General features: G+C 69.6%; 17 protein-coding genes. 7 read left to right on the top strand and 10 right to left on the bottom strand.

Going from position 1 to position 23,129, the window contains the following annotated elements; all coding sequences use genetic code 11:
* Positions 1–32: 32 nt before the first annotated feature.
* Entirely contained in the window at positions 33–1,172 is a 1,140-nt protein-coding gene (locus tag G361_RS0108910; protein WP_019926722.1) for a 3-oxoacyl-[acyl-carrier-protein] synthase III C-terminal domain-containing protein, read from the top strand.
* Entirely contained in the window at positions 1,154–6,115 is a 4,962-nt protein-coding gene (locus G361_RS42880; RefSeq protein WP_019926721.1) for a type I polyketide synthase, read from the top strand. Before G361_RS0108910 ends, G361_RS42880 begins: the two co-directional genes overlap by 19 nt.
* 175 nt (positions 6,116–6,290) lie before the next feature.
* On the opposite strand, the gene G361_RS0108900 is transcribed toward G361_RS42880, so the two are convergent.
* The 3 genes from G361_RS0108900 to G361_RS42870 all read right to left on the bottom strand — a co-directional run bounded on the left by G361_RS0108900 (position 6,291) and on the right by G361_RS42870 (position 11,238).
* Positions 6,291–6,665, bottom strand: coding sequence for a hypothetical protein (locus G361_RS0108900; RefSeq protein ID WP_019926720.1), 375 nt, complete (start codon positions 6,663–6,665; stop codon positions 6,291–6,293).
* A 415-nt stretch (positions 6,666–7,080) separates the two neighbouring features.
* On the bottom strand, positions 7,081–10,536 hold the full coding sequence (locus tag G361_RS46775; RefSeq protein WP_155981373.1) for a tetratricopeptide repeat protein: 3,456 nt from the start codon (positions 10,534–10,536) through the stop codon (positions 7,081–7,083).
* A 129-nt stretch (positions 10,537–10,665) separates the two neighbouring features.
* Complete coding sequence (locus G361_RS42870; RefSeq protein ID WP_019926718.1) at positions 10,666–11,238, bottom strand: hypothetical protein; 573 nt, start codon at positions 11,236–11,238, stop codon at positions 10,666–10,668.
* A gap of 423 nt (positions 11,239–11,661) precedes the next feature.
* On the opposite strand from G361_RS42870, the gene G361_RS0108885 reads away from it, so the two are divergent.
* Entirely contained in the window at positions 11,662–12,099 is a 438-nt protein-coding gene (locus G361_RS0108885) for a response regulator (RefSeq protein ID WP_019926717.1), read from the top strand.
* A gap of 5 nt (positions 12,100–12,104) precedes the next feature.
* Here the strand turns inward: G361_RS0108885 and G361_RS0108880 are convergent, their stop codons facing one another.
* The gene (locus tag G361_RS0108880; protein ID WP_019926716.1) at positions 12,105–12,563 is read right to left on the bottom strand and encodes a MarR family winged helix-turn-helix transcriptional regulator; all 459 of its coding nucleotides are present in this window, start codon (positions 12,561–12,563) and stop codon (positions 12,105–12,107) included.
* Between the two features lie 63 nt (positions 12,564–12,626).
* Between G361_RS0108880 and G361_RS0108875 the strand changes: the two genes are divergently transcribed.
* Positions 12,627–12,995 (top strand): VOC family protein, encoded by a 369-nt coding sequence (locus G361_RS0108875; protein ID WP_019926715.1) that lies wholly within the window; start codon positions 12,627–12,629, stop codon positions 12,993–12,995.
* A 202-nt stretch (positions 12,996–13,197) separates the two neighbouring features.
* Here G361_RS0108875 and G361_RS0108870 read toward each other — a convergent pair whose 3' ends face one another.
* Positions 13,198–14,361: an NAD(P)/FAD-dependent oxidoreductase gene (locus G361_RS0108870; RefSeq protein ID WP_019926714.1), complete on the bottom strand. Its 1,164-nt coding sequence runs from the start codon at positions 14,359–14,361 to the stop codon at positions 13,198–13,200.
* A gap of 295 nt (positions 14,362–14,656) precedes the next feature.
* Here G361_RS0108870 and G361_RS0108865 point away from each other — a divergent pair, with 295 nt between their 5' ends.
* The gene (locus G361_RS0108865; RefSeq protein ID WP_019926713.1) at positions 14,657–14,860 is read left to right on the top strand and encodes a cold-shock protein; all 204 of its coding nucleotides are present in this window, start codon (positions 14,657–14,659) and stop codon (positions 14,858–14,860) included.
* 135 nt (positions 14,861–14,995) lie between these two features.
* Here the strand turns inward: G361_RS0108865 and G361_RS0108860 are convergent, their stop codons facing one another.
* Together G361_RS0108860 and G361_RS0108855 are read right to left on the bottom strand one after the other, a co-directional pair.
* Positions 14,996–15,658 carry a response regulator transcription factor gene (locus G361_RS0108860; protein WP_019926712.1) on the bottom strand — a complete coding sequence of 221 codons (663 nt, stop codon included), beginning with the start codon at positions 15,656–15,658 and terminating at the stop codon, positions 14,996–14,998.
* A gap of 67 nt (positions 15,659–15,725) precedes the next feature.
* Entirely contained in the window at positions 15,726–17,036 is a 1,311-nt protein-coding gene (locus G361_RS0108855; RefSeq protein WP_019926711.1) for a sensor histidine kinase, read from the bottom strand.
* Positions 17,037–17,163: 127 nt separating this feature from the next.
* Between G361_RS0108855 and G361_RS0108850 the strand changes: the two genes are divergently transcribed.
* On the top strand, positions 17,164–18,063 hold the full coding sequence (locus G361_RS0108850) for an ABC transporter ATP-binding protein (protein ID WP_019926710.1): 900 nt from the start codon (positions 17,164–17,166) through the stop codon (positions 18,061–18,063).
* Complete coding sequence (locus G361_RS0108845; RefSeq protein ID WP_019926709.1) at positions 18,063–18,914, top strand: ABC transporter permease subunit; 852 nt, start codon at positions 18,063–18,065, stop codon at positions 18,912–18,914. The genes G361_RS0108850 and G361_RS0108845 overlap by 1 nt, the downstream gene beginning before the upstream one ends.
* Before the next feature lie 49 nt (positions 18,915–18,963).
* On the opposite strand, the gene G361_RS42865 is transcribed toward G361_RS0108845, so the two are convergent.
* From G361_RS42865 to G361_RS42860, 3 genes are all read right to left on the bottom strand, one after another.
* A complete protein-coding gene (locus G361_RS42865; RefSeq protein WP_019926708.1) occupies positions 18,964–19,521 on the bottom strand; it encodes a TetR/AcrR family transcriptional regulator in 558 nt (185 codons plus the stop codon).
* Positions 19,518–20,552, bottom strand: a complete 1,035-nt coding sequence (locus tag G361_RS0108835; protein ID WP_026342837.1) for a zinc-binding dehydrogenase — start codon at positions 20,550–20,552, stop codon at positions 19,518–19,520. Before G361_RS0108835 ends, G361_RS42865 begins: the two co-directional genes overlap by 4 nt.
* Positions 20,553–20,667: 115 nt before the next feature.
* Positions 20,668–23,103 (bottom strand): AAA family ATPase, encoded by a 2,436-nt coding sequence (locus tag G361_RS42860; RefSeq protein WP_196814446.1) that lies wholly within the window; start codon positions 23,101–23,103, stop codon positions 20,668–20,670.
* Positions 23,104–23,129 lie beyond the last annotated feature (26 nt).

Raw genomic sequence — 23,129 nt, 5'->3', positions numbered from 1 at the left:
CACATCCAGCTCGCATTCCGAGGTGAAAACCTGTGACCGTCACGATGATCGACCCGTCTCTGCTCGGCATCGCCGCCGAACTGCCGCGGTCCGCGTACTCCACCGATGAACTGCTCGACGCCGGGCAGGGACATCTGTCCGACCGGCTCGAGGAGATGCTGGGCAGCCTCGGCGTCGACAACCGGCACTCGATCCTGACCAACTATCCGGACGTCCTGTTCCGCGGCGCGGAGCCCGAGATCGGTATCCCCGTCGTCGATCTCGCCGTCCGCGCCGCGCGCCGCTGTCTCGCCGGGACACCGGAGCAGGTGGAGTCGATCGGCCTGGTGCTCGGCGTCTCCAGCAGTCCGGGCCGGCTGGTGCCGAGCCTGGTCTGCGACATGTTCGCGCGGATGCCGGAATTGCCCCGCACCGCACAGAATCTCAGCATCGAGTACATGGGCTGCTCGGCCATGGCGAAGGCCATCGATACGGCGCGGTGGTACCTGGCCTGTCATCCCGGTAGGACGGTGCTGGTCTGTTTCGCCGAGGCGACCACCCCGCTGTCGCCGCCGCTGCCCGGATTCCACCGGCACTTCCTCGAATTGGCGCCGGAGGAGCGGCAGGAGGCGGTGAACGCGCTGCACGGCTTCCTGTTCGCCGATGCCGCGGTGGCCATGCTGCTCGGCGGCGAGGGCGACGGACCCCGGTTCGGCCCGGTGTCGAATCTGACCAACGCCCTGCCGGAGGACGCCGAACTCGGCACGGTGCCCGACGGCGGATCCGATATCCCGGTGGTCGACGGGCGGCGCGGGTACACCCTCAGCCCTCTGGTCACCCCGCGCGGCGCCTACTACGCGCGGGAGACGGTGAAAATGGCACTGGCCGACGAGGCGTGCAAGCTCGCCACCCCTGCCGAGGCGGCGGCGTTGCTCGTGCACACCGGCAGCGTCCGGATCCTGGACGCGTTGTGCACGGAATTCGGTGTCGCACCCGGCGACGAGACGGTCGTGTCCTCGTATCGGGTACTGCGCGACTACGGCAACACCCTGGGCTGCTCGGTACCGCTCATGCTGACCGAGCCGGTACACCGGCCCGCCGGTCAGGGCCTGCTGGTCGCCTTCGGATTGAGTTTCGGCTGCGGCGTTTTCACCATGACCGTGCCGGACGGCGGATGGACACCGCTGCCGTGACCGCGCTCGGAACCGCCGGACCGCGCACCCTCCCCGCGCTGTTCCGGGCCGCCGCGGCCGCGGGCGGGACCACCGGCGCGGTGTGGGTCGGCGACGAATTGCGGTCGTGGGACCGCTGGCGTACCGAATCGGACGCGTTGACTCGATTCCTCCAGGAATCGGGTGTCGGACCCGGCGATGTCGTCGCCGTCCACCTGCCGAACTGCTGGGAATTCCTGACCCTCCACGTCGCGGTCGCCGCCGCCGGAGCGGTGCTGCTGCCGCTGCCGATGGCGCTGGGCGCGTACGAGATCCGCGCACTGCTGGCGCGTACCGGCGCGGTCGCGCTGGCGGTGGGCGCGGACCGGTACCGTGCGCTGCTGCCCGCGCTCGGCGCCGAATTCGCCACGCTGCGGCCGACTCTGGTGGTGGGTGGCGACGACGAGAGCACCGGCGGCCACTGTGCGATCGACCATGCGGTGCGCCGCTGGACCGGTACCGCGCCACTGCCCGTAGAGGTCTCGCCGGACGACCGCTTCGTACTCGTGCCGTCGTCGGGAACGACGTCGTTGCGTCCCAAGATCTGCGTGCACACCCACGAGAGCCTGATCGCGAACGCGGTCGCGGTGGCCGCGGACGCCGCGGCGCGGGCCGACGACACCCTGATCGCGGCGGGCCCGCTCACGCACCTGTTCGGTCTGCTGTCGGTCCATCTGAGCCTGGTGACCGGTGGCCGCCAGGCCCTGCTGCCCGAATGGGACCCGCGCGTCGCGGCGCGACTGGCCCGGGACAGCGCCGCCACCGTCCTGTTCGCCGCGCCCGCGCAGATCCGGGACCTGTTGCGCGAGAAGGAGAGCGGGACCGGACTGCAGCTGCGTGAGATCCGCGTGAGCGGCGCCGCGGTACCCGCCTCCCTGGTCGCCGACGCGCGCCGGGTGTTCGGCACCGCGGTGATCGCGCAGTGGGGGATGTCCGAGGTCGGCGCAGGGCTGTTCACCCGCCCGGACGACCCGGACGATGCCGCCGCCCGGGGCGTGGGCCGTCCGGTCACCGGCGCGCGGGCCCGGGTGGTCACTGCGGACGGCGCCGAATGCGCTCCCGGTGAGACCGGAGAGTTGCAGTTCCGCAGCGACTTCCGATGCCGGGAATACCTCGGGGACCCGGAGCTCACCCGGGCGGCGCTGACCGCGGACGGCTGGCTGCGCACCGGCGATCGAGCCGCGGCGCACCCCGACGGCAGTATCACGCTGCGCGGGCGGGACGCCGAGGTGATCAATGTCGGTGGCCTGAAATTCGTTGCGCCCGAGGTGGAGACGCTGCTGGATGATCTCCCGGGCCTGGACCGCGTCGCGGTGATCGGCCGCCCGGACGAGCGGCTGGGCGAATATCCGTGCCTGGTCGCGACGCTGCGCTCACCCGGCGCCTCGATCACCCTGTCCGGGATCGCTGCGCATCTGACCGCGAAAGGTGTAGCACCGTATCGGATTCCGGCGGAGCTGGTGATCCTGGACCGGCTGCCGTACACGGCCACGGGCAAGGTCGCGCGGGTCAGGCTGGCCGAACTGCTGGATCGCCGTGCCGCCGAGCCGGATCCGGTCTGGACGCGTGCGGTGTCGGGTCTCCCGGCCACCGAACAGCGGGCCCGGGCACTGGAACTGGTGCGGGCGCAGGTACTTACGGTGGTCGGCGCGACCGAACCCATCGGTCCGGATCAGGTGTTCACCGACTACGGGCTCACCTCCTCCGGCGCGGTACGGCTGAGCACTCAGCTCGCCGAGGCAACCGGGCTTCCTGTCGCCACCACGGCCGCCTACGACCTGCCCACCCCGGCCCTGCTCGCCGCGCATCTGACGACGCTGCTCGACTCGAAAGCAGTGGCAGGCGTGCGTGTTTCGGACGGTGCGGCATCGCCTTCGCGCACGGGTGCGGAGTCCGCAGGAGGCGCAGGTTCGGAGGGGATCAGGGACGCGGGTGCGGAGCCCGCAGCGGGCCCGATTTCGGGGGCGAACACGAGCGCGCGGGCGGACGATCCGGTCGTGGTGATCGGGATCGGCTGCCGGGTGCCCGGCGGCGTCTCGTCCCCGGACGAGTTCTGGGAACTGCTGGCCGCCGGACGGGACACGATCGGCGATTTCCCCGACGACCGCGGCTGGACCGTCGATCCCGACGCCGGCTATGCCCGGCGCGGCAGCTTCCTGGACGCCACCCGTTTCGACCCGGCCTTCTTCGGGATCTCGCCGCGCGAGGCCGCCACGATGGATCCCCAGCAGCGTCTGCTGCTGGAAACCGCCTGGGAGGCAATCGAACACGCACGCATCGACCCGGAAACGCTGCGCGGCAGCGATACCGGGGTGTTCGCCGGAGTGATGGCCTCGGACTACCTGCCACGCAGCTACGAGGTCGTCACGGCCTCGGATGCCGCGATGATGACCGGCAACGCCGGCGGAGTCGCCTCCGGCCGCATCGCCTACGTGCTGGACCTGCACGGCCCGGCGATCACCGTGGACACCGCCTGCTCGTCCGGCCTGGTGGCGCTGCATCTGGCGGTGCGCTCGCTGCGATACGGCGAATGCACGCTGGCGCTGGCCGCCGGGGCCGCGGTGCTCTCCACCCCCGTCGCCTTCGCCGAATTCGCCCAGCAGAACGGGCTCGCGGCCGACGGCCGTTGCAAACCGTTCGCCGCGGCGGCCGACGGCACCGGCTGGGGGGAGGGCGTGGGAGTCCTGGTCCTGGAACGACTCTCGGCGGCGCAGCGGGCCGGGCACCGAATTCTCGGCATCGTCCGGGGCAGCGCCGTCAACTCCGACGGCACCTCGAACGGGCTGACCGCACCGAGCGGACCCGCCCAGCAACGAGTGATCCGCCGCGCACTGGCCGACGCCGGCCTGGGCCCCGCCGACGTGGACGTCCTGGAGGCGCACGGCACCGGCACCACCCTCGGCGATCCCATCGAGGCCAACGCGGTGCTCGCGACCTACGGCCACGACCGCGCGCAACCACTGCTGCTCGGCTCGCTGAAATCCAACATCGGCCACACCCAGGCCGCCGCCGGAATTCTCGGCACCATCAAAATGCTGCTCGCACTGCACCATCGGGTCGTCCCGTCCACGCTGCACGTCGACACCGCGACACCGCATGCCGACTGGGCCGCCGGATCGGTGCGCCTGGCCACCGCCGCGACCCCCTGCCCCGAGTCCGATCGCCCGGCCCGTGCGAGCGTCTCGGCCTTCGGCATCAGCGGCACCAATGCCCACGTGATACTGGAGGCGGCCCCCGCCGGATCGCATTCCGGCGCAACCGAACCCGCACCGGGCGAGACGAACGCACTGTTACCGCTGATCCTTTCGGCCGCGACACCCGCCGCCCTGGCCGCCCAGGCCGAGCGCCTGCAGGCGGTACTCGACGGCGGTGCGGCCGCCACGGACGTCGGCTGGTCACTGGCCACCACCCGGGCGCGGCTCGAACATCGCGCCGTGGTCTTCGGCGCCGACCGCGCCGACCTGGCCGCACTCGCGTCGGGCCAGCCCGGTTACGCCGTCACCGGCCGCGCGGATGTGCGGGGCGGCACCGTATTCGTCTTCCCCGGCCACGGAACCCAATGGGCGGGAATGGCTTCGGCGCTGTCGGAGACATCGCCGGTCTTCGCGGCGGTGCTGGCCGACTGTGAAGCCGCGATCCGCGAGATCGCGGGCTGGTCCCTGACGGCCGTCTCGAACGACGAATCCGCCCTCCGGCGCACGGAATTCGTGCAACCGGCGGTCTTCGCGACCACGGTGGCGCTGGCCCGACTGTGGCAGTGGTACGGCGTCGAACCCGACGCGGTGATCGGCCACTCCTTCGGTGAGATCGCCGCCGCGCACCTCGCGGGGGTGCTGTCCCTGCGCGAGGCGATCGAGGTGGTGGTGCACCGCGGCGCCGCCTGCGCTGCCCTGTCCGGCCGGATGCTGTCGATACAGTCGCCCGCGGCCGAGGTCGAGGAACGACTCGCCGGCCGACCCGGTATCACCGTCGCCGCTCGCAACAGCGCGCGAGTCACGGTGGTGTCCGGACCGGACCGCGAGATCGAGGAACTGCTCGCCGAATACCGCAAGGCGGGTGTCGTCGCTCACCCGGTGGCCATCGACTTCGCCTCCCACTCACCACATGTCGAGCCCGCGCGCGCCGCCTTGACCGAGCACCTGTCCGTCCTGCACCCGCGTGCGGCCCGAATCCCGTGGTATTCCACCGTGACCGCGGCCGCACTGAACGGCCCGGAAGCCGACGCCGGATACTGGTACGACAATCTCCGCGATCCCGTCCGCTTCGCGGACACCGTGGACACGTTGGCAGCCGGCGGTTTCCGCTTCTTCGTCGAGGTGAGCCCACATCCGGTGCTGTCCACCGCGATCGCGGAGACAGCCGGCGAATCCGCCCAGGTGCTGCCGACACTGCGCCGCCGCCGAGGTGGCCTCGACCAGTTCGCCACCGGCCTGGCCCGCGGATACGTCCGTGGCCTGCCGGTACGCTGGGACCGCTGCTTCGGCTCCGCCCGAACGATCGACCTGCCCACGTACCCGTTCCAGCGCGACCGGTACTGGCTCACCCCACCGCGAACCACACGATCGACCGCACAACCAGTTCCCGGCCCGTCTGCGGCCACCACCACCGAAGGCGCACCGGGAGCATTCCTGGCCGAGTTCGCGCAACTCGACGTCACCGACCGCCGGGGCCTGCTGGAGGACCTGATCCGCGCCCGCGCCGCCACCCTGCTCGGCTACCCGGACCCCACCGCGATCGCCCCCGGCCACCGTTTCGGCGAACTCGGCTTCGACTCCCTGACCGCGATGGAACTACACGATTCGATCAACCGGATCACCGGCCTGTCCCTGCCACTCACCACGATCTTCGACGCCGACACCCCAACGGCGCTCGCGGCACTGCTGCTCTCCGAGCTCAGCGACCGGATCGGCTCGGCGACCCACTGACGGGATCGAGAGTGCCCCGCCGGACCGCAGAGGTCCGGCGGGGCACTGGTTCGATGGCCGAGGCCGCCGCGTCCCCGAGAACCAGGCACCGCGCGCCGCGGAACGAGAAGTGCTCGCCCTCTCCAGCGTTCAGCGATCGGACGGATCCGGGCGGCACTCGCCGTCGGGTAGCGCGTCAACCGACCTCGAGCGGATTCTGCTGGATCGAGCCGTGGCAGTAGATGATTGCGCTGAACGGGACATCCACCGGGTTCGGGTCGTCCGGCAGGGTGACTCGCAGGTAGGCCGTCGGCCTCGGCTTCTCGACATCGGGGCCGTCCTGGGCACCGCAGACCGGGCCATCGACGTATCGGCCGTGGATGATGCCGGTGGCAGCGGCGGGTAGGACGGTGTTGCCCGCGGCAGTCGTGGGTGCGCTCGGCGAGGTGGTTCCCGGGTATTGCAACTCGTGGTTCTCGTCCAGCGGTTGCAGGTTCGGACCGGGATCCGCGATGGCGCAGTCGTTCTCGGTGTGATTAGTCAGCTCCACCGCGAATCCGGCATGGCTCATGCCGGATCCGTTCGCATCACGTCGCGCCCGGATGGTGAGATCCGTTGTCCGGCAAGCTGGAATCGAGGGAGACAGTGGTCCTTCGATATGGTGGACGACCGCGACGGTGGTGGGTTGCGCGTCGCGGTGGGACGTGTCGGTGAGCCGGCCGCATCCCGTAGCCGCCAGGACAGCCGTCACCGCGACTGCTCCGAACAGGTGAATCCTCCCCATAGCGACCGATGATACTGCGCTCCGCCGTGCTGTCCGCCCGGTCGGTTCCGGTAGTGACTTCTCCGGTCCGGAATTCGGTGAAATGTGCTGTCACCAGCCCGTTTCGGCGCTCCCGGCGATGCCGGGCTGGCTCGAGCGCCGGGTTCGCGGCGTAATGGACGACGACGGGAGGGGTTGTCATGGACGGTGGGCGGTGACGGGATCAGCGGTGCACGTCGGGTACCGGGAGATCCCGCCAGACGCGGCGTTTCTTCCAGCGGACGTGGATCTCCCGGACCAGTCGCAGCGCGTCGATATAGGACACGACCGCGTTGTGCGGTTCGCTGTGCTCGTCCCACACCGCCGCGATGCGGTCGAGCATCTCGGCCTGGCCGGGGCGTTCGCCGATCTCGCGGAACACCGCCAGTACCCGCTGGGCGAGATCCGCTGTCGCGGAGATGTCCCCGGTCTTGTAGCGGACCAGGGCCAGGCCGATGAAGGCGTACACCTCGCCGAGCCGGTCGCCGATCTCGTGGAAGATCGCCGGCGCCTGCTCGGTCATCGCCAGAGCGCCGGGGTAGTCGCCGGCCTTGTACCGCAACAGGCCCAGGCCGATGAAGGTGTAGGCCTGGCTCACCCGGTCGCCGATCTCGGTGAAGATCGCGAGGGCCTGCTCGGCCAGGGCGGGGGCGTCGGCGATCCGGTCGGTGGAGAACCGCAGGATGCTCAGGCCGCCGAGGGCGAAGGCGTGGCCGAACCGGTCCCCGATCTCGGCGTAGATCGAAATCGCCTGCTGGGTGAGATCTTCGGCGCCGGTGACATCACCCGCGGCGAACCGCAGGCGGCCCAGGGAGCTCAGCGCGTAGGCCCGGCCGACCCGGTCCCCGATGTCGGTGAACACGTCCAGGGACCGGGTCACCCGATCGATACCCGTATCGCAGTCGCCCGCGGCGTAACTCAGCCGGCCCAGGCTGGCCAGCGTGTAGGCCCGGCCGACCCGGTCGCCGATATCGCCGAATATCGAAAGTGCCCGCAGCAGAACCTCTTCCGCTCGATCGTGCTCGGCGGCCGCATAGCGCGCCAGGCCGAGTCCGATGAGGGTGTACGCCTCGCCCATCCGATCGCCGATCTCGGTGAACGTGGTGAGTGCGGACTCCAATTGTGTTCCGGCGCCTACATAGTCGGCGGTGGCGTAGTGGATCAGGCTGAGGTCGCCGTGGGTGTAGGCCCGGCCGAGCCGGTCACCGAGTTCCTCGAAGATCGCCAGCGCTCGGTGGATCTGGTCCGTGGCGCCGGCGGTGTCGCCGGTCGCGTACGACAACCGGCCCAGGCTGCTCAGTCCGTAGGCCTCGCCGAGGCGGTCGCCGGTCTCGCGGTGAATCGCCAACGCGGCCTGCAACAGTCGCTCCGCACCCGGATAGTCACCGGTCGCGAACCGCACCCAGGCGAGGTCGGTGAGGGCGTAGGCCTCGCTGAACCGGTCGCCGGTGTCGCGGTAGATCGTCAGCGCCGCCTCGACCGCGTCGGCGGCGCCGGCGTAGTCGCCGACGGCGTAGCGGACCACGCCGAGTTCGTTGCGGGCGTACGCTTCTCCTTCGCGGTCCTCGATGTGCTGGAAGCTGCGCAGCGCCTCGCTCATCAGATCCGTGGCAGCGGAGTAGTCGCCGGTGGCGTACCGCACGACGCCGAGGCCGGTGCGAGCGTAGGCCTCGCCGGCGTGATCGCCGCCGTCGCGGTAGATCATCAGGGCCCGCCGCATCAGGTCCGCGGTGCCGGGATAGTCGCCGGTGGCGTACCCGAGCCTGGCCAGGTTGCCCAGTGCATAGGCCTCGCCGATCCGGTCGCCAGACTCCTGATAGAGGGTCAGCGCGCGGCGCAGGGCCTCGGTGGTGGCGGGATAGTCGCCGGTGGCGTAGCGGACCGCGCTCAGATCGCAGAACGCGTCCGCGGCGCCGACACCGTCGCCGAGGCGTTCGGCCGTCGCCGCGGCACGCCGATGCAGGTCGACGGCCTGATCCCAGGGTCCGTCCAGTCGGAGCAGTCCCGCGACGGCGCCGGTGAGTCCCACCACCCGCGCGGGCCGGTGGGTAGTCGCCGCGTATTCCAGGCAGGACGTCAGGTTGGCGCGTTCGCGGCGCAGCCAGTGCACGGCGTCGCTGCGGGACGAGAGGGCGGGACCGGACGCCACCGGCGACACGTTCGGCGCCGCGGTGAGTTGCCGATCGGCGTGGTTGCCGAGGTCCTGATAGAAGTCGAGGAGCCGGTCGACGGCCTCGGTGCGTTCCTCGGCGGGGTCGGCGGCGGACAGCACGAGCCCGAATTCCCGCAGCAGATCGTGCATCCGGAACCGGCCGGCGCTCGGCTCGTCGAGCAGATGGTCGGTGAACAGCCCCTCGAGCCGGGTGCGGGCCTCGGCGACACTCACACCGCCGAGCGCCGCGGCGGCGTATCGGTCGATGTCGGGACCGGGATGCAGGGCGAGGCGACGGAACAGTTGCCGGCTCTGCGGGGTCAGATCCTGATAGGACATCGTGAACGCCGCCTGCACCGCGCGCTCACCGGCCTCCATCTCGCCGAGCCGATCCTGCGCGGACGCCAGATCCGCCGCGAGCTGTTCGACGGTCCACATGGGGTGGTGGGCCAGCCGGCCACCCACCAGCACCACGGCCAGCGGCAGATATCCGCACAGTGCGACGATCTCGGCCACCGCCGCGGCATCGTCGGTTCCGCCGCGGCGGGAGACCGCCCGGAACAATTCGGCGGCCTTGTCCGGCTCGAGGGTGGCGAGTGCGAAGGATTGCGACCCGTCCAGGGCCACCATGCGCTTGCGACTGGTGATGATGGTCAGGCAATTCGGATGGTTCGGCAGCAACGGCTCGACCTGCGCGTGATCGTGCGCGTCGTCGAGGACCAGCAGAATCCGCTTGTCCGCCAGCCGATCTCGCCACAACGCGCGCCGGCTCTCCAACGTGGGCGGCAGCACGCGTGGATCGACCCCGAGATCGGTGAGCAGTCCGCCGAGCACATCCTCCGGTCGCGCGGCCGACCGTCCCGAGGAGTGGGCGTGCAGGTTGACGAAGAACCGGCCGTCGGGGAACTGGTCGGTGAGCTCGTGCGCGGCCCGCGTCGCCAGCGCGGTCTTGCCGACGCCCGGCATCCCGTCGATGGTGTAGACCGACACCGGGCGTCGGCTGCCCGCCATCCCCAGGAAGTGCGCGAGTTCGGTGTCGCGGCCGATCAGCGTCTCGACATCCCGGGGCAGGGTGTCGGTGACGGCGGGCCGCGCCGGCAGGGGAGTGCCGCTGTACGCGGCGACGGTCTCCTGCTCGGCGGCCTCCTCGTGCCGGGCCTCCTGCCAGAGTTTGCGCCAGGTGGCGACATTCAGCAGATCCGGCGGCACCGGCGCTCGCTGCGCGCGGGCCCGGAAGATCAGGGTCGACAGATGCGGCTCGAAGACGTCGAAGCGATCGGGCACGTTCTTACCCGTCCGCCAATCGCTGAGCCGCTGGATACTGGCGACCGTCCGCTTCGGGCCGAGCCGATCCTGGGTGGCCCGCACGATCTGCTCGAGCGTGGGCTTCTTCGGGGCCGGGACGAACAGTTCCCGCAGGTGCCGGGCGAACCTCTCCCTGGCCGATTCACTGCCCCGACCAATGTCCGCGCCGGATCTTGCTGCCACGCTGCCAGGCTACACAGCCACCGCCATTTCCCTTGCGCCAGCACGCTTTAAGGATCCGCCGAGTCGGTGGGGCGGTCGGTCGCCTGCCGCACCGGAACTGCCGGGACGTTCGGACCGCGGACGCGATCGTCAGCGGACGCGGGCGCGCCGGGTCCGCTCGGCGGGAAGGATGGTGGGTACCGCAGTTCCGGTGCGGCGCAACTGTTCCCGATCGAGGGGTGCTTCGCGCGGCTGTGTGCTCTGCGCGAGGGCGTACCGCTTGAACGCCTGCGCCGCCGCGCTCGGCCGGTAGTCGATGGTGTCGCTCAGGTGGTCCAGCCGTGCGTCGCCGCCGCCGATGACGGTGATCTCGCAGTCCCCGGCGTCGAGCCGCTCGGCCACCATCCGCCCGGCCGGTGCGGAGGACCCGCACACGTCTCCGATCACCGCGATCCCCTGTGGCGCGGGCGCCGATCGATGGATGCGGACGAAATCGGCCAGCCGGACCACATCCGCGCCGAGGATCCGGATCGGCATCGCGCCGGGATCGGCGGCCGCGGCCGTCAGCACCGTGACATCCCAGCCGGCCATGACCCGATCGAAGAGCCAGCCACCGGCCTCGCAAACTGCCTGTGCCGCAGTGGGTGTCATCACCAGTAGCCGGTACCGCAACGCGTGTTCACGGGCCCGGGCCCGCACGACGGCGATCGAGGTCACCGACATCGAAACCCTCCTGCGCTCACAGTGTTCCACGTGCCCGGTCCGCCCCGGCCGTCGCCGGCGAGCAGCCTTCGCCTGCCGAGTCAACATAACGCCACGAACGTTATGATTGCAATACTTACAAGATAAGCGGGGCGGGTGGATGAGTATGCGGCACCGGTGGTTCGCGGCCGCCGGACGCATCGACGGTTTGAGGTCGGACAGGCGGGTTATACGCAGCTCGCCGGACGGGTTGAGAGAGCAGCCCGCCCGGCTTTCTTCGGTCGCCGCACCGGCAGCGGTGTGGGGTTTCGGTCTTCGCCGGGGTCCGGACCGCACAGTCCGAAACGCCCACTGCGCCTGCGGAGGCTAGAATCGAGTCGGCGCCGGCCGGTGAGGCAGGTGAGCGATACTTCGATCGCTGCCACAAACCCCAGGAGCCCAGGCATGCGTGTACTCGGCGAACCCATCGATATTCTGCTGGTGGAAGACGACGCCGGTGACGAGCTCATGGTCCGCGAAGCCCTCGAGGAAAACGGGCTCGGCAACACCCTGTATGTGGTGCGTGACGGGCAGGAAGCGCTGGAATTCCTCTACCGCGACGGCGCTCACGCCGCCGCACCCCGGCCGGCATTGATCCTGCTGGATCTGAATCTGCCGAAATACGACGGCCGTCAGGTCCTCGACCGGATCAAATCCGATCCGGACCTGTCGTCGATACCGGTGGTCGTGCTCACCACCTCCGCGGCGGAGGAGGACATCCTCAGCAGTTACCGCCGCCACGCGAACGCCTACGTCACCAAGCCGACCGATCTGGTCAGCTACCTGTCCACGATCAAGAGCATCGACGACTTCTACGTCCAGACCTCCCGCCTGCCCTCGTGAACTGATCACCCGCGCTGTGCACCCTCGCGCAGGGAATCGACCATGCTCCGCAGGATCCGGAACGCCTCCGACTGCTCGGGCCCGGTCAGGCCGGCCAGCATCTTGTCCTCGACGGATCGGACCGCTGCGGTCGCCTTCTCGAGGCTGCGGCGGCCGCGCGGCGTGAGCCGGGTGGGTAGAACCTTCCCGACGGGCGCCGCCGCGGGCCTGGTCACGTAGCCGTCGCGTTCCAGGGCCTGGAGCAGCACGTTCATCGTCTGCCGGGTCACGAACGCGCCCCGCGCGAGCTCGGAGTTCGACAAACCCGGTCGTTGAGCCAGCAGCTCGAGGCAGGAGTAGTGCGTCACGCTCATCCCGAGCGGCCGCAGCACCTCCTCCATGGCCGCGCGGAGGGCGCTCGACGCCTCCTTCAGCAGATAGCCCAGTGACGTCTCCAGGTCGACGCCGGCACCGTCTCGACTCATGTCAGTATTCTGACATAGGATGGTCTGTGTCAGAAAACTGACATATCAGGAAGGAGCATCACCATGCCCGTCACCGGTCCCGACTTCGTCTCGCTCCAAACGCGCGATCTCGATGCCTCGCAGGCGTTCTACGAGCAGTACCTCGGCCTCGTCCGCTCGCAGGCCGGACCTCCGCACGCCGTCGTCTTCGAGACGAAGCCGATCGCGTTCGCGCTGCGCGACATCGTTCCCGGCACGGACCTCGCCTCCGTCGCCCAGCCCGGCATCGGCGCCGCGATCTGGCTCCACGCCACGGACGTCCAGGCCATCCACGACGCTCTCGTCGCCGACGGTCACCCCATCGTCTCCGCGCCGATCGACGGCCCGTTCGGCCGCACGTTCACCTTCGCCGACCCCGACGGGTATCAGATCACGCTCCACGACCGCGCCTGAGGGATCGAGATCGCTTGCGGCACCGGTCGACTCGTGAGCGATGGTCGTGCCTGCCGGGCCCGGGAAGTTCCGTCGGCCGGGTCGGTGCGAGGTCTCCGTCGTTCCGGGTCGCCGACCGGCCTCCCGAGTGGTGCCGCCTGCTCGGCGCAGGCGTCCCGGAGCGTACGTGTGGTGCTGAGCTCCGGGACGCCGCGAGGTGTCGTCAGTGCTGGCCGACTCGCCGTCGGCCGATTCTCTGCGACGCGCTCACCAGGGGCTGGGAGTACGCGAGCATGCGGTGTTGGTAGTCGGTTACCGCGTCGCGCAGTGTTCGAGCGGTGGTGACCGCGGTGGTGAGTTCGCCGGCGTCGCGCAGGGCGGTGTTGGCCCCCATGGCCAGGACCGGGCTCATCGCGTGGACGGCGTCGCCGAGCAGGGTGACCGCGCCACCGGGCCACGCCTGCACCGGTGCGGCGGTGGAGATGCGCAACGGGAACAGGGTCGTGGTGTCCCATCGGTCGAGGATGTCGTACAGGTCGGGATGCCAGCCGTCGCCGAGCAGATCGCGGGCCACGCGGGCGAGCGCGTCGCCGTCGAGACGACGCAGGTCGGTGAACGAGGGCAGAGCGGGATGGTCGGTGCGGGCGCCGACCATCGTGGCCACGTAGTCGGCGACCGGGGTGAAGCCCCCCGGCTCGGTTCGGCCCCGCGCGCCGAACAGGACCGGCCCGAGCCCGATGTGGGTGTGGCGAGGGCCGGTGGCGACGGTGAACATGGTGTCCAGCACCCAGCCCGGGAGCGCACTCCGGTTCGGGAGGGGGACGCGGCCGTAGATCAGCCGCAGCCCGGCATCGTCCACGCGCGCATGGGGGAGCAGTGCGTCGCGGACGGCCGAGCCCACCCCGTCGGCGCCGACGAGCAGATCGGCGACATCGGTGCGGCCGTCGGCGAACCGGACCGTCACCCGACCGTCCGCGCGACTGTCGAATCCGGTGCACTCGCAACCGAATTCGGTGGCACAGGGCAGCGTGGACAGCAGGACCTCGCGGAGCGCGGCGCGATGGAACGGGTAGGCCTGGGTCTGCGCGGTATAGGCCGACGGCAGACCCGCCTGTTCGCTGACGGCATTCAGCCGATGATCACGCACCCGCGGTGGCGACAACGGAATGCCCGCGGTGGCCAGGCACCGCCGCAACACCTCCGGCGGCAGGCACTGCCGCAGTCCGTTCAGGCCGGGCGGGTCGAGCTGGATGCGGTAGCCCTGCGGCCGGGCCGTCGGCGACGGGTCCTTCTCGTACACAACGACCTCGGCGCCCAGTCGCGCCAAGCCGTGCGCGCAGGCCAGACCACCGAGACCGGCACCGATGATGACAACACGAAAACTCACGGTTCACTGCCTTCGTCAAAGGAACGAAGGAAGCACCGGAACCCGTGGGTTACACACGCGACGAGCGCGCGCCGCCGGAAACACCATCCTCGGCAGATTTTTTGTGCGTCCTACACAACGTCCCGACCATACCGCACCCTCGGCCGGGGCCGCACCGCCTCGGACCCGATGGGCCGGGCCCCTCGTCGCAGCGCGATGCGAGAGATCGCTGCCGGTTGTGGCAGAGTGGAGGTCGAGAACGGGCTCCTTATCAAGAATTTGCCCGGCTCACTACAGAGAAGAAGTTGTTTACAGCATGGCTCAAGGCAGTGTGAAGTGGTTCAACGGTGAAAAAGGCTTCGGCTTCATCGCTCAGGACGGAGGCGGCCCGGACGTCTTCGTGCATTACTCGGCCGTGAGCGGCGCGGGTTACAGATCCCTGGACGAGGGTCAGCGTGTCGAGTTCTCGGTGGAGCAGGGCCAGAAGGGTCCCCAAGCCCAGGACGTCCGCGCGATCTGATTCAGCGCGACTTCGTTGAAGAGCTTCGCACCGTCTTCGGTGCGAAGCTCTTTTCGTCGGGACCGGTACGGGTTGCCGTGTCCGCGGCGATTCGTTGTGACCGACGCCATGACCCGGACGCCACAGTGACCCGTTTCACTGCCAGCCGGGCCGGACCAGACCGGATTCGTAGGCCATGACCACCAGTTGGGTGCGGTCGCGGGCACCCAGTTTCAGCAGGATCCGGCTGACGTGGGTGCGGACGGTGGCGGGGCTGAGGAACAGTCGCTCGGCGATCTCCGCATTGGTCAGCCCCTCGGCAACCAGCGTCATCACCTCGCGTTCCCGGTCGGTGAGCTCGGACAGCACACCGATTGGCATCGGCTTTGCGCGCGAAGCGAATTCGGCCACCAGGCGGCGGGTGACGCTCGGCGACAGCAGCGCCTCACCCGCCGCCACCACTCGCACCGCCTTCACCAGGTCGGCGGGCTCGGTGTGCTTGACGAGGAAGCCCGTCGCGCCGGCGCGCAGCGCGTCGAACACGTATTCGTCCAGTTCGAAGGTGGTCAGTACGACCACCCGCACTTGCGACAGTCGCGCCTCCGCCACGATGGCCCGGGTGGCTGCCAGCCCGTCCAGGACCGGCATCCGGATATCCATCAGCACCACATCGGGCACCAGCTCCCGGGCCAGCCGCACGGCCTGTTCCCCGTCCCCGGCCTCCCCGATCACCTCGATCCCGTCCTGCGCATCCAGCAACGCCACGAACCCGGCCCGGACGAGGGCCTGATCATCGGCGACCAGTACCCGGACACTCACCGCCGCGCCTCCTCTCCGTGGCACCACATGCGAAGTGCGAGGCGACGATTCGGGCAGGCGTGCGGGTTCATTGCTCCTCCTGCGCCGGATGGCCGGGGACCGGAAGCCGGGCGTGTACCCGGAAGCCGCCGCCGGGCCGGGGTCCGGCGGTGAATTCTCCGCCGAGGATGTGCGCGCGCTCCCGCATTCCGGCTATTCCGTTGCCGCCGTGCCCGATCGGCCGCTGCGGCGGTATCGCGGGCGGGGTACGGGGTCCGGTGTCGTCGACGGTGAGGTCGATACCGGACACCGAACAGCGCACGGTGACAAGGGCTTCCGCACCGGGGGCATGACGCAGCACATTGGTCAGCGACTCCTGGACGATCCGCGCCGCCGCCAGGTCCACCACGGCGGGCAGCCGGGGCATCGTGCCCGGTACCACCGTCCGGACCGTCAGGCCCGCGGCGCGCGCGGGGCCGAGCAGATCGTCGAGCTCGGTGATCCGCACCGCCGGCGTCACCGGCGCCGGGTCCCGGCCGACATCGGAGAAGTCCGCACCGCCGCCGGCGGACGCTGCCCGGACCGGATCGGTGGTCGCCGACGTGCCCGTTCCGGCGCGCAGGGAGCGCAGCAGGTCGTTCACCTCGCCGAGGGCATCGCGACTGGCCGATTTGATCGCGGCCAGAGCGGTGGCCGCCTGTTCGGGCTTGCGGTCGAGAAGTTCCAGCGCCACCGCGGACTGCACGTTGATCAGTGACAGGCTGTGCGCGAGAACATCGTGCAGTTCCCGGGCGATGGTGAGGCGCTCCTCGGTGACCAGGCGCTGCTGCTCGGCCAGCTGCCGCGCCCGGTCGGCCTGTTCCCGCCGCCGGGCGGCCTCCGCACGCTGGCCGCGTGCCACCGCGATCGCCCGGCGCTGCCGGATTCCCTCGGCCACCACGACCAGCACCCCGAGCCAGACCAGTAGGCTCACCACCTGCCAGGTGCTCAGCGTCAGGGTGTGCACCGGCGGGCCCGGCCACACCAGCAGCAGAAAGCCGGCCGGGACCAGCGGATAGCTGAACCAGCGCGAACCACTGGTCGCGGCGGTGAGGAACGCGATGATCAGCGAGACGAAGATCGGCCCGTAACCGTATCCGGTGAACAGATATCCGGCGACCACGGCCATGGTCGCGGCGAGGACGGCCCACGGCCACCGCCGCCGGAACATCAGCAGTATCGGCCCGGCCAGCAGCAACAGCCAGCCCGTCCGGTCCAGCACGCGCACGCCGGCGATGGCCTGCGCCATGTGCTCGTTCGCCAGATGCCCGCCGACCAGCTGCACGACGAGGACGGCCAGGGCGACCAGCACGTCCCGGGCGTGAATTCCGGAGTCGCCGGGCCGCACGCGCGAGTCCATGTCTGCACGGTAATCCGCCCGTCGGGGGTGTGACACCGCACCGGCCGGAAATACGCGTCGATACGTACACCACCTCGCGCCGCGGTACGGATGTGCGCGCTACGGCCGCGGGCGGATCCTGACGGTCATGAACGATTCTGTCGTGGTCACCGACGGGCTGACCAAACGCTATGGGGCGCAACTCGCCGTGGACTCCGTGGCGATGACGGTCCGCCGCGGCGAGGTCTACGGATTCCTCGGCCCCAACGGCGCGGGCAAGACCACCACGCTGCGCATGCTGGTGGGCCTGATCCGGCCCAGTGCCGGCACCGCGACCGTGCTGGGCCGCCCGCCGGGTGATCCCGGCGCACTGCGCCGCGTCGGTGTCCTGATCGAGAGTCCGGGCTTCTACCCCTACCTGTCCGGCCGGGACAACCTGCGGGTGCTGGCCCGCTATCAGGGCGGCGCCGAGGCGGAGGTGGAGCAGGCGCTGCTGCGGGTCGGCCTGACCGACCGGGCCGGCGACCGATTCCGCGCCTACTCGCTGGGCATGAAGCAGCGCCTCGGCGTGGCCGCGGCCCTGCTGGGCCGGCCGGACCTGCTGATCCTCGACGAACCGACCAACGGCCTCGATCCGGCGGGCATGGCCGAGATGCGTGAGCTCATCACCGCGCTCGCCGCCGACGGGCAGACCGTCGTGCTGTCGTCGCATCTGCTCAGCGAGGTGCAGGAGATCTGCGACCGGGTCGGCATCATCGCCCGGGGCCGACTGCTGACCGAGGCCACGGTCGGCGAATTGCGTGGCGCGGCAACGCTTTTGCTGCGCGCCGAGCCGATGGAACTGGCCTTCCCGGCGGTCCGCCGAGTGGCCGGGGAGCACGGTGCGATGCTGACCTCGGCGGGTATCCGGATCGAGGCGGGCGCGGCGGCGGCGCCGCAGGTGGCGCGCGCGGTGATCGAGGCGGGTGCGGATCTGCTGGAGTTGCGCACCGACGAGCGCTCCCTGGAGGAAGTGTTCTTCGAACTGACCGGAACGGCGGTGGCGTGATGACCCGAGACTACTTCGATTGTGTCCGTGCGGAATTCACCCGGCTGCGGAAATGGTCCGCCTGCTGGATCATCCTCGCCGTCGCGGTCGTGCTGAATCTGGTCTTCACCTACCTGTTCACCTTTCTCGAATACCGGACGGGCAGCAGCCCGCGCAGTTCGACCGGACAGCCCCGCGCGGCCCTGATGCAACTGATGCTGCCGCCCGCGGTGCCGCAGGTGTTCACCCAGGGCATGGCGATGTTCGCCGGCGTGCTGATGCTCGTGCTCGGCGCGCTGGCGGTGGGCAGCGGGTACGGCTGGGGCACCTGGAAGACCGCGTTCACCCGGGGCCCGTCACGGGTGACGGTGCTCGCCGGCACCCTGACAGTGCTCGCCGGCATCGTCGCCGCACTGGTGCTCGTCCTGTACGTGGTGGATACCGGCGTCGCGGCGGTCATCGGCGCGGTCGAACACGAGCACCTCGGACTGCCCTCGCCCGGCCGCGCACTGCTGGGCCTGGTCGTGGCCATGGCGATCCTGGGCATGTGGATGCTGGCCGGTGCGGCAATCGGTGCGCTCGCCCGCGGGCCGGCGCTGGCCGTCGGCCTGGGACTGGTGTGGGTGCTGGTCGTGGAGAACCTGTTGCGCGGAGTGGCCGCGGTGTTCGCACCGATCCGGCCGATCATCGACCATCTGCCCGGCACCGCCGCCGGATCGCTGGCCGGATCCATGCGCGTCCTCGGCGGCGAATCGGTGCCGGGCGTACTGGACACGCTGTCCCGCCCGGCGGCGTTCCTCACGATCGCGGTGTATCTCGCGGTATTCACCCTGGGCACCCTGACGCTGGTCCGCACCCGCGACCTGGTCTGAGCCGGCGCCGCCCGGAGGTCTCGGGATCAGGGCGGCGGTGGAGCCGGATTCACCGCCGCTCGAGGGCAGCATCGACGAGGGTGGTCGCGGCGGCCAGCGCGGCGCGAGCGACGAGCGTGCAGTCCCGCATCTGGGCTTGCGCGATGGCTCCGTCGAACAGGATGGCCAGTTGATCGGCCAGGCCGTTCGGGTCGGCGATTCCGGCGTCGTGGGCCAGGACCCGAAACTGGTCCCGGGTGGCGGTTTTGTGCCGCTCGGCGACGGCGCGCGCGGGGTGTCCGGGGTCGGCGAGTTCCAGGCTGGCGTTCATGAACGGACAACCGCGGAATCCCCTACTGGTGAACCAGGTTTCCAGCAGGGTGAAGCCGCCGAGCAGGCGGTCGCGGGCGGTGCCGGTCGCGGTCGCGGCGGCCAGCATGGCTCGCGCCGGCTCGTCGCGAGCTTCCAGGACCGCCACGACCAGATCGTCCTTGGTGGGGAAATGACGGTAGAGGGTCATCTTGCTGACGTTGGCCTCGGTGGCGACGCGGTCGACGCCGACGGCGCGAATACCTTCGCGGTAGAAGAGTTTCGAGGCGGTCGCCAGGACCCGCTCGCGCGGGGTCACGGCGTGAACACCAACTTGGTGTAGTCGTGCGCGGTCAGGGCGTCGGTGGCGTCGGCGAAGGGGACGACGCGAGTGGTGACGGGTGTGGGGTCGAAACGTCCGGAGGCCAGCAGGTCCAGCAGCGCCGGGGCGTCGCGACGCGCGTGGATGCGGCCGGTGATGAAGGTCGAGTTCATGGTGTACAGCGTGAGAAGCGGGAGCCGGGGTTGCGCGGCCGGATCGAAGTAGATGGCGGTGGAGGTACACACCCCATCGCGGTCCAGGCTCGCGAGCGCGAGGGACAGACCACGGATGTCTCCGGACGCATCGACGGTGATCGGGAACCTGGCGTCGAGCCGGTCCGGGATGTGGTCGAGGGTTTCGACGCCGTAGCTCTCGGCCACGGCCCGGCGGGCCGGATCGGTGTCGAGGTAGAGCACCCGTTCGCTGCCCAATGCCTCGGCTTGGGCCGCGGCGTAGAGACCGATCGACCCGGACCCGGCGCCACCGACCACGAGTACGGGTGCGGCGGGACGCTGAGCGAGGTGCGGCGCGACGGCGCGGAAGCCGTCGGTGAGGTTGTCGGAGGCTCCGGCGGCGGCCGTGGCGGTCAGGCCCGCCGGGACCGGGATGAGCATCGCGTCGGCATAGGGAACGTGGATCAGATCCGCGAGGAAGCCACCCCACCGGGTGCCCTGCTCACCGAGCCCGAATCCATAGGTCGACATCAGGGGCACGCTCAGGCAGTTGCCGGTCCGGCCCGCCCGGCACGCGGCGCAGGCGCCGCAGCTGATCTGGAAGGGAACGACCACGCGGGCACCGGGCTCGACGCCGCGCACGCCGTCGCCGACCAGCACGACTTCGGCGACACATTCGTGGCCGAGGACGAACGGCGGCTCGAACGGCGTACGGCCGCGGATGATCTCGATGTCCAGGTCGCAGGTGGCCACGGCCAGGGGTCGGACGACGGCCTCGCCGCTACCCGTGACCACCGGGTCTGCGACGTCGCGCCATTCGAGCCGGCCTCGGCCGGCGAAGGTAAGGGCTCGCATGGCTGTACTGTACTGTTCTGTATCGCGGCCCGGCAAGGCCGGATGTACCGACTTCGGAGCAGGTATTCCGGTGGCTGTGGGTTCGTGGTCCGAGGTAACCGCTCTCGGCGGGGAGTCAGTGCATGACTGCGCCGAGTTTGCCGATACCGGGGCCGGCGTCATCGGCGAATTGCCTCACGCCTTGTGCGCTGCACAGTGACAGCGCCGGATCGGCAATCTCTCTCGCCTCGTCGTGCCAGCCGGCATCCCACAGGCAGCAGGCATACAGCAGACGGGCCTGGACGAGGGCCTTCAGACGGTTCTGCCGGCCGATTTCGGCAACGAGGTGCCGGGCCTGCTCACATGCCTTCGCAGTGGCTGCCGGGGCGCGCTCGGCCAGAAGTAGTCGGATCGCTGAATCCTGTCCGAGTTCGGCGGTGTGTGCGTGCACCCTGTCGGCACAGGCCCGATACGGAGGGAGATTCAGCAGTTGGGCCCGGGTGCGGTCCGGTAACGGCATTCCGGCGCGAATGCGTTCGTTGATCATGCGAGCGGCCAGACGGGGCAGTGACCTTTCCTCGGCGAGTCGTGTTCCGGTAGCCAGTAGCTGCTCGGCCCGGGCGAGGTCACCTCGGCAGGTGGCGAGCCTGGCTGTAGTGCCGTACATGGTGAGAAGGAAATCCACTATGGCGGCGTGCGGAAGTACCGCGGCACCTCTTTGCAGAAGTGCCTCGGCCTCGGAGAGACGACCCTGCTGGTATCTCAGGTCACCGAGCAGGATGATGGTCTGCAACGGAGCATTGATGATTCCCATGTCCGCGTCGTCGGGCACCGTCAGCTCGACGGTGAAATGCCTTTCCGCCGTCGCGGCGTCGAATTGTTCCCATGCGGCCAGCCCCACAATGCAGTGGCTGTACTGGGCCATCATCGCCGCGGTCCCGAATCCGATCGAGGAGCGATGCCAACGCTCCACATCGGCGTAGTCGAAGCGGTTCAACGCATCGGCAGCCGAGAGATCGGAGGTGAGCACGGACAGGATCGGTCTCGCCAAACCGTCGACGCGATCGATCACCGAATCCGGCAGTCTCTCGATGTGGTCCCTGATGTTCCGGTCCATCGCCGTCGCCAAGGTGACCTCGACCTGCAATGCGGCGCGATTGTCCGCGGGGATGTCACCGGTCTCGAGCGCTGTGACCACATTCCGGAGTGCGGCCTGAGCAAGCTCACCGCGGCCGAGCCCGATATTCGCCCAGCCGACGCACAACTGCAGCCGTGGCCGTAGGTCGGTCAGTGGCCGAGGGAGCTTCGCCATCAAACCGAGCAAGGTGGCCAAACGGAAGTCCTCGACGAGGTCCATCGCGTGGGCCTCGACCAGGTCCACCGCGCGATGCGGGTCGTCCGCAGCCAGCGCGTGATCGACGGCTTCGATGAGCATGCCATGGTCGGCGAACCAGGCTGAGGCGCGCGTATGCAGCAACGTCACGCGGTCGGGGTCCTGCTGCTGAAGTTTGCGTTGCAGGTGGTCGGCGAACATTCGGTGATAGTGGAACCATTCTCCCGTGTCGTCGGTTCGCTGCAGGAACAGGTTGGCATCGGCGACCTGGTCCAGCAGCTGCTGGCTGTCGGACCGGCCGACCAGGGCCGTGGCCAGATCCGCGCAGATCCTGGCCGTACCCGAGGTGGCCATGAGGAAATCCACCAGCGACGACTCCAGCGAGGCGAGGACGTTGTCCGTGAGATATTCACCGATGACATGCTGGCGGCCGCTGAGATTGCCGATGAACTCTGCCGGGTCGTCGCGGCCTGCCAGTGACAACTGAACCAATTGCAATGCCGCCGGCCACCCCTCGGTCGACTCCTGTAATCGCGTCACGTCGTCGGCACTCAGGGAAAGGCCGCTGTGGTCGACGAGAAATTCGGTGGCCTCCGTGAGGTCGAAACGTAATGCGTCGGCATCGATTTCGACCAATTCGTCGTGCGTCAGCAGCTCTTCGAGTGGTAGTCCGGCCCGGCCACGGCTGGTTATCACGAATCGTAGATCGCGGCGGCCACGCAGGAGGAGGTAGCGCAATGCGTCCACTGTTTCTGCGCTGCGTATTCGATGCCAGTCGTGCACCGCCAGCACCATCCCTCGACCGCTGTCGTGGATCTCGTCGATCAACGTCGACAGGATCGACTGCACGACATCAGGGGACATCGAGTCCAGTTGCCCGGCCAGTTCGCGGGCCAGATCCGGGCGAACCCGGCGAATCGCCTGAATCGAGTGGGAGAGAAACCAGACGACATTGTCGTCATCGGAATCGACGGTGAGCCACGCGACGGCGACGCCGTCGGCCTCCAGCCGACGGGCCCACTGAATGGCCAGTGTGGTCTTCCCGAACCCGGCTGGGCCGTGGACGAAGACCAAGCGTCGTTGGCCGGTCTCACGCAGAACATCGAGCAACCGGGTCCGCTCGACCATCGTGCTGACCGGAGTCGGCAGCTGAAATCCGGCCACCGCAGATGGCCGCGGAGTTGCAGAGCCGGCCTGTGTGACGTCGTCCGCACGATTTATCGGGTTCCGTGAAGCCACCTGTCCATGATAGGAGCGGGCACCCG

This window comes from Nocardia sp. BMG111209, assembly GCF_000381925.1.
Classification (GTDB): Bacteria; Actinomycetota; Actinomycetes; order Mycobacteriales; family Mycobacteriaceae; genus Nocardia.
This window is presented reverse-complemented; position numbering and strand designations above follow the sequence as displayed.